Raw genomic sequence first — 7,092 nt, 5'->3', positions numbered from 1 at the left:
TATACCTGCCTTTTGTTCATTCATGTTGTATCCATATTTCATGTAATTTACGAACCAGTTTGAAATACCTTGTTCAGTAAATACATATAATCCTAATGCAAGCATGTATGCAATTATTAATTTATTAGACAAAGCTTCAAATATAGTCATTTTATCTTTTTCTTTAACTACCTCTGTTCTAGGAATCTTAACGAATATAAAACATATAAATACTATTAAATAAATTATACCCACTGCAAAATATATAGTTCTCCAGTTTATTCCCCTAGCAGTTAATGCACCGAAAAGCCCTTGACCAACAGATGAGCCTAACCCGTAACAAGCATGCATAACATTCATTATTACATTTTGGGCCGTCAATGCTAGTATAGGAAGAACAGTATTACATGATATTGCAACCATTGCTATTCCCGCACTACTTATTACCATTCCTGTATATAACATTGTATAATTTTTTGTAAAAAACAAAAATATAAGTGATAAAAATATCACCATTAATCCACCTAAAAATACTTTTTTCTGTCCTAACTTTTCGCAAAGCATTCCACCTATAAATGTTAATACCATATATGCAGCTGAAGTAGATATAAGTAAATTACTTATAGTATTATCGTTAACTCCAAATTCTTGTTTAAATACAGGTATGAATATACCTTTTGTATTTTCAACTATAGCCGCTAATATCATCATTATAAATAGGAAAGCTAATGCAACATAATTTTTTTTCTTACTGTTCATCATTATTTCTCCTTATTATTTTTTACGATAAATAAAATTAGACCTTAATTCAAATCGAGCTTAACATGCTTAATTTGAAATTTAATCAAATCTATATTATTACTACCTTGACATACTTTTAAAAATATAGATTTAAAGTAGCTAACCATCAAATAAAAACATAAAAATTATACCATAAAAAAGTTAAATAGTACTTAATAATATCCCCATAATACAATAATTAAAAAGTTCTTTATATTTATGAAATATAGAATATTTCTAATATTAAACAAAAATCCATACTTTAAGCGGATGTTGATTTTTATATAATTCTTCAGACCTATCTAAAAATCAATTATAGTTTAAAATATAGCCAAATAAAAAAAGAAAAACATCTAAGAAAACTTAGATGTTTTTTCTTTATATTAAAGATATTCTTTTATTAAGTCTTTAACTACCTCTGATGCTATTATCATACCTGCTACTGGAGGTACAAAAGATATACTTCCTGGTATTTGTCTCTTTGAAGCACATTTTTTAGTTCCACCAGTACAAACACATCCTGTTTTACAAGTAACTACATCTTCAACCTTTGGTTTTCTAGGCATTTCTTCTGAATAAACAACCTTTAACTTCTTAACGCCTCTTTTTCTTAGCTCATATCTCATTACCTTAGCTAAAGGACATACCTTTGTCTTATATATATCAGTTACTTTAAATTCAGCAGGATTTAATTTGTTTCCTGTTCCCATTGAACTCATAAGTTTTATTCCTTTTTGCTCACAATAAACAGCAAGAGCTATTTTAGCTGAAACTGTATCTATAGCATCTACTACGTAATCTACATCATCAGGAATTATTTCTTCTAAGTTATCTGGAGTAACAAAAACTTGTATAGTCTCCACATTACATTTTCTATTTACTGAAAGAACTCTTTCTTTCATAACTTCTACCTTATCTTTACTTACAGTTTTATATGTAGCATGTATTTGTCTGTTTAAGTTTGTTAAACAAACAGTATCGTCATCAACTAATATTAAATTTCCTACTCCTGCTCTAGCTAATGCCTCTACAGTGAAACTTCCTACTCCACCTACTCCAAATACCATAACTTTGCTATTTGCTAATTTATCTAAAGCATCTTTACCTATAAGTAATTCTGTTCTTGACAATGAATGTTGTAACATAAAACTTCTCTCCTTCTTAAGTTAATAAAATTTCCCCTATGTTAATCTTCCAATAATACTCTAAAAGTAAGTATCTAAAGAACTATATATTCCCTAGAATCTTATTTGATAATACACAAATTCATTAATATTATATACATTATAGTGATTATAAATAAAGTTTTTTCATGTATATTAACACAGAATTCTTTAATATATCAATGTATCTACAAAATTTACTTAAAATAATTCCAATATTTAAATTTCTATGATATCATCTTTTTTTAATATATAATAACTTTATGAATTTATTTTAAGGAGGAGTTAGAAATGACTTTAGGAATCATAGCTGCTATGAGCGAAGAATTAGAAATTCTTTTAAAAGATATGGAAGTAAAATCTAAAGATACTAAAGCTAACATGACTTTTCACCAAGGAACTCTTTGGGGTCAAGAAGTTGTAGCTGTTGTATGTGGTATAGGTAAGGTTAACGCTGCCGTTTGTACTCAAATATTAATAAGTGAATACAAAGTTAATAAAGTTATAAATGTTGGTGTTGCTGGTGGTATAGGAATGGAAATATACCCAGGTGATGTTGTTATAGCTAACTCACTAGTACAATACGATATGGATACTTCTGCTTTTGGAGATCCTATAGGACAAATCCCAAGATTAGATACATTTGATTTCAAATGTTCAAAAGAATTAGTTGAGCTTTGTGAAGAAGCTTGCAAAGAAAATGAAGATATAAAGAGCTTCACTGGAAGAATCGTTACTGGAGACCAATTCGTTGCTAGCGTTGAAAAAGTTAGATGGTTAGGAGAGGAATTCGGAGCTTCTGCTTGCGAAATGGAAGGTGGAAGTATAGCTCACGTTTGTTACTTAAATAATATTCCATTCGTTGTTATAAGATCAATATCTGATAACGCAAATAATGGAGCACATATGGACTTTGCTGAATTCACAGCAATCGGAGTTAAAAACTCTACTTCAATATTAAAATCAATGATTTTAAAAATGGCTTAATCTTTAAAGTTTGTTTAGGAGCTTTATAGCTAATAAAATTGATAAATATATTCCGAGAATTAATTGTATTTCATCAAGAATTTATGCAAATATTCTCTTTATAAATTTTATTAGTTTTGCTCTCTTAACAAACTTTTTTATTATATTTCGTGAATGAATATACCACTTCTTAGTTTTGGTTCAAACCAGGTTGATTTTGGTGGCATTATTAGTTCTTGATCTGAGATTTCCATTACTTCTTCTAAGCTTGTTGGATAAAGAGCAAAAGCAATCTTCATATCTTTATATACTCTTTTTTCTAATTCTTTAAGTCCTCTTATTCCACCAACAAAATCTATTCTTTCATCATTTCTTACATCTCTTATTCCCAAAATAGGCTCTAAAATATTATTTTGAAGTATTGATACATCTAAATTCTTAACAACATCATCCTCTTTGCTAAGATATTTTAATTTGAACCATTGATTATTTAAATACATTCCAAATTCACCTTTATTTTGTGGTTTAAACTGTTCTCCCTCATTAACTTTAGTAACCTGAAACTTATCTTCTATTTTTGATATGAATTCTTCTTCACTTAAACCATTTAAATCTCTAACTACTCTGTTATAATCCATTATTGACAGTTGAGTTTTAGGAAATAATACTCCTAGGAAATAATTACACTCATCCTCCAGTAAACATTGACCATCTTCTCTTCTTTCTAAACATACTTTAACGGCAGCCTCAGACCTATGGTGTCCATCTGCTATATATACTGAGTTAACCTCTTTGAAATCACTTATTACTTCATTTATTATATCTTCATCATCTATTTTCCAAACTCTATGAAAAACTCCATCATCAGCAATAAAATCATATAAAGGTTTTTCTGAACATATCTGTGAAACCTTATTATTTATTTTTTCTGAATCCCTATAAGTTAAAAAAATAGGTCCAGTTTGAGCATTACACGCCTTTATATGATTAATCCTATCTGCTTCTTTTTTAGCTCTTGTAAACTCATGCTTCTTTATAGTGTTATTTAAATAATCATCAACAGCTAGGCATGAAACAATTCCTTTTTGAGATTGCCCATTTAAACTTAATTCATAAACATATAAACAGTCCTTTTCTTCTTTTATAAATACCTTATTCTTAATAAAGTTTTCTAAATTTTCACCTGCTTTTTTATAAACTTCTTCTGAATATTCACTAACATTTCCTGGGAAATAAACCTCAGCTTTATCAACATTCAAAAATGAAAACTCGTTATTTTTAACTATTTCTCTTGCTTCCTCTCTATCTAAAACATCATAAGGTAATGCCGCAACCTTTTCTACCAAATCACACTTTGGTCTTAAAGCTCTAAAAGCTTTTATATTAACCATTTTACTCACTCTCCCTTTTATACCTGGCTCTGCTTTAAGTAAATATTGAAATTAATATATTCTTACAATTCTACTTAAAAATCAACAATAGCTTAAAATAGAGCCTATACTTCAATTTTTATTTATCTAGAACCTCTTTTATTATTTCAACAACTTCTTCTCCTATTTTTCCTTGAGCTTCCTTCGTTGAAGCCCCAATATGAGGAGTAACACTTACTTTAGGATGGTTTATTAATTCAAAATTCTTACTTGGCTCCTCACAAAAAACATCTAATCCAACTCCACCTAAAGTTCCATTATTCAAATTATCCAATATGGCTTTCTCATCTAGTGCCTTACCCCTAGAACTATTTATTATAAATACACCATTTTTAACTTTCTTTAATTCTTCACTTCCAATTATACAATTGGTTCCTGAAATATTTATAGAAATAAAATCTGATTCTTTTAATAGTTCATCAAATTCTACTTGCTTATAATTTTTATTTGAACAATCGACCTTTATTAAATCAAAATATATTATTTTCATTCCTAAGGCTGTACACTTTTTAGCTAACTCTATTCCTATTCTCCCCATTCCTATTATCCCTAAAGTTTTTCCTCCTAATTCAGTTCCAACATAACTTTTTTTATTCCAAAGACCTGATTTCATTGTTATATTAGATTGATTTAAAAATCTCGCTAGTGAAAACATATGAGCTAATATTAATTCTGCAACTGATGATGAACTAGCATTAGGAGTATTTCTTACCTCTATACCCTTTTCTTCAGCATATTTAACATCTATATTGTCAATTCCAACGCCACCTCTTATAATTAATTTTAAATTTCCTCCCTTAACAGCCTCGTCTATCAAATCTTTTCTTATTTTAGTAGCAGATCTTATTACTATGCAATCTACATCTTTTATTTTTTCTTTCAATATTTCTAAATCATAGTGATTAGTATCAACTTCATAACCTAAGCTTTTCAATTTATTGATAGCTTCTTTATCTAAACCATCATTTAAAAGTATTTTTAACATCCTCAAACAGCCCCCTGTAAATTATTTTTTATTAGAAAAGCCCACACTAACCAGTGTGGGCTTAAATTTATTTTAATCCTAAAATATCATTTATATTAGTTAACAATTCTTTTATATCCTTAACCTGGCAGTCAGCCATATGCGCTATTCTAAATGTCTCATCTTTTAGCTTTCCATACCCATTAGATATCTGAAATCCTCTTTTCCCAAGTTCTTTATTTAATGCCCCAACATCTATATTCCTATTATTTTTTATGGTTGTAAGAGTATTTGAATAGTATCCTTTCTCAGGATAAATTTCAAAATATTTTTCTGCCCATTCTCTAACTATCTTAGCCATCTCAATGTGTCTATTGAATCTATTTTCTAATCCTTCTACATTTAATATATAGTCTAATTGATAATCTAAAGCATACATGTGTGAAATAGAAGGTGTTGATGGATACTGATAATCTTTCTTTTTAATATATTTATATAAAGCTAATAAATCTAAATATGTCCCTCTAAACTTAACTTTTTCTGCTCTTTCCTTAGCCTTTTCTGAAAATGTACATATTGCCATTCCTGGAGGAAGTCCTAGAGCTTTTTGTGAAGAAGTAATACATATATCTATGTTAAACTTATCAACTTCAATCTTACTTCCACCTGCAGAACTAACTGCATCAACGCAGAATATAACATCTGGATATTTTTTAAGAACTTTACTTATCGCTTCTAAATCATTCATAACTCCTGTAGATGTTTCATTATGAGTCACGGTTATTAAGTCATATTCACCAATTTTAAGAACTGAATCAACTAACTTTGCATCCAGTCCCTTCCCCCAAGGAACTTCAAACTTATCCACAGGAACATTATTACTTATCCCCATTTCATACCATCTATCCCCAAAAGCACCCACAGAAAAAACGGCTGCTTTCTTTAGTGTACAACTTCTTATAGCTCCCTCCATTAATCCACTGCCTGAAGTTGTTGATAGTAATATTTCATTGTTAGTAAAAAATAACTTTCTTAAATTATCGCTTATTCTCCTTTGCAATTGAGATGCCTCTTTACTTCTATGACCAATCATAGGAGTAGCCATTTTTTCTAGAACCTCATCTCTTACCTCGACAGGTCCTGGTATAAATAACTTCTTATGCATCTAATCCCCTCCCTTTGTTTATTCAACGATTATTTTATTTAATAGTATATTACAAATTTTCCTCATTGGTGATAATAAAATTTTTATATTACGTGAAATTAAGCAAATCTGAAAGACCTGCTAAAAATCAACATTCACTTAAAAAATTTTATAAATAAAAAGAGTTTTATTATTTAAATAATAAAACTCTTTAAAGTATTCTTAAATCATATCCTGTAAAATGTTGAATTTATTCTCCATTTCTTTTTCGCAAGTTCCACTATGAAACTTACTACAATTTAAACAGCTTTTACAAGAATTCATTGAAGATACAGCTTCTCTATGTCTAGCTGAATAATCAACGCAATTTTCAGCTATATCTATAAATTCTTCACTAATAGCCATACAAATTCTCCTTTCTCAGAACAATACTATATTTTTAGTATTTTCTAAGAAAGATTTTTTTATACTAATTTATTCCTCTTCATCATTCCAAAACAAAACTGATTCTGTTTCTCTACAATACTTTACACATATACATTGACCTAAGTTTCTAGGACAAAGTCTACAAAGACAATTTTCCTCAGTTCCATCACATCTATTATTCTTAAAATCTATACAATACTTACAATTTATACTTGTTCCAACAGCCATAATAACCCTCCT

At 28.8% G+C, this 7,092-nt stretch carries 8 protein-coding genes (1 of these 8 cut by a window edge); 1 reads left to right on the top strand and 7 read right to left on the bottom strand.

The genetic code is table 11. The annotated features are described in order from the left end of the window. Window positions 1–738, bottom strand: the 5' portion of a protein-coding gene (locus tag AC2A4K_RS00360; RefSeq protein WP_322505398.1) for an MFS transporter. 429 nt of this gene lie to the left of the window's left edge; only the first 738 of its 1,167 coding nucleotides appear in the window; the start codon lies at window positions 736–738; its stop codon lies off the left edge, out of view. Window positions 739–1,142: 404 nt separating this feature from the next. Continuing rightward, window positions 1,143–1,904 (bottom strand): tRNA threonylcarbamoyladenosine dehydratase, encoded by a 762-nt coding sequence (locus AC2A4K_RS00355; protein WP_322505397.1) that lies wholly within the window; start codon window positions 1,902–1,904, stop codon window positions 1,143–1,145. A gap of 309 nt (window positions 1,905–2,213) precedes the next feature. Between AC2A4K_RS00355 and AC2A4K_RS00350 the strand changes: the two genes are divergently transcribed. Next, window positions 2,214–2,909 carry a 5'-methylthioadenosine/adenosylhomocysteine nucleosidase gene (locus AC2A4K_RS00350; protein WP_322505396.1) on the top strand — a complete coding sequence of 232 codons (696 nt, stop codon included), beginning with the start codon at window positions 2,214–2,216 and terminating at the stop codon, window positions 2,907–2,909. Between the two features lie 140 nt (window positions 2,910–3,049). On the opposite strand, the gene AC2A4K_RS00345 is transcribed toward AC2A4K_RS00350, so the two are convergent. The 5 genes from AC2A4K_RS00345 to AC2A4K_RS00325 all read right to left on the bottom strand — a co-directional run bounded on the left by AC2A4K_RS00345 (window position 3,050) and on the right by AC2A4K_RS00325 (window position 7,080). Next, window positions 3,050–4,279 (bottom strand): DUF1015 domain-containing protein, encoded by a 1,230-nt coding sequence (locus AC2A4K_RS00345; protein ID WP_322505395.1) that lies wholly within the window; start codon window positions 4,277–4,279, stop codon window positions 3,050–3,052. A 118-nt stretch (window positions 4,280–4,397) separates the two neighbouring features. After that, the gene (locus AC2A4K_RS00340; protein ID WP_322505394.1) at window positions 4,398–5,303 is read right to left on the bottom strand and encodes a D-2-hydroxyacid dehydrogenase; all 906 of its coding nucleotides are present in this window, start codon (window positions 5,301–5,303) and stop codon (window positions 4,398–4,400) included. Window positions 5,304–5,370: 67 nt separating this feature from the next. Further along, on the bottom strand, window positions 5,371–6,447 hold the full coding sequence (locus AC2A4K_RS00335; RefSeq protein WP_322505393.1) for a pyridoxal-phosphate-dependent aminotransferase family protein: 1,077 nt from the start codon (window positions 6,445–6,447) through the stop codon (window positions 5,371–5,373). 201 nt (window positions 6,448–6,648) lie between these two features. Continuing rightward, complete coding sequence (locus AC2A4K_RS00330) at window positions 6,649–6,831, bottom strand: hypothetical protein (RefSeq protein ID WP_322505392.1); 183 nt, start codon at window positions 6,829–6,831, stop codon at window positions 6,649–6,651. 69 nt (window positions 6,832–6,900) lie between these two features. Continuing rightward, entirely contained in the window at window positions 6,901–7,080 is a 180-nt protein-coding gene (locus AC2A4K_RS00325) for a hypothetical protein (protein WP_322505391.1), read from the bottom strand. Window positions 7,081–7,092: the final 12 nt, after the last annotated feature.

The sequence above is a fragment of the Clostridium sp. LIBA-8841 genome (assembly GCF_057782475.1).
This window is presented reverse-complemented; position numbering and strand designations above follow the sequence as displayed.

What these genes read in the sequence shown, in the direction of transcription:
- AC2A4K_RS00345 (WP_322505395.1), bottom strand. Translation starts at nt 4,279, where the DNA reads ATGGTTAATATAAAAGCTTTTAGAGCTTTAAGACCAAAGTGTGATTTG.
- AC2A4K_RS00355 (WP_322505397.1), bottom strand. Translation starts at nt 1,904, where the DNA reads ATGTTACAACATTCATTGTCAAGAACAGAATTACTTATAGGTAAAGAT.
- AC2A4K_RS00350 (WP_322505396.1), top strand. Translation starts at nt 2,214, where the DNA reads ATGACTTTAGGAATCATAGCTGCTATGAGCGAAGAATTAGAAATTCTT.
- AC2A4K_RS00330 (WP_322505392.1), bottom strand. Translation starts at nt 6,831, where the DNA reads ATGGCTATTAGTGAAGAATTTATAGATATAGCTGAAAATTGCGTTGAT.
- AC2A4K_RS00340 (WP_322505394.1), bottom strand. Translation starts at nt 5,303, where the DNA reads ATGTTAAAAATACTTTTAAATGATGGTTTAGATAAAGAAGCTATCAAT.
- AC2A4K_RS00325 (WP_322505391.1), bottom strand. Translation starts at nt 7,080, where the DNA reads ATGGCTGTTGGAACAAGTATAAATTGTAAGTATTGTATAGATTTTAAG.
- AC2A4K_RS00335 (WP_322505393.1), bottom strand. Translation starts at nt 6,447, where the DNA reads ATGCATAAGAAGTTATTTATACCAGGACCTGTCGAGGTAAGAGATGAG.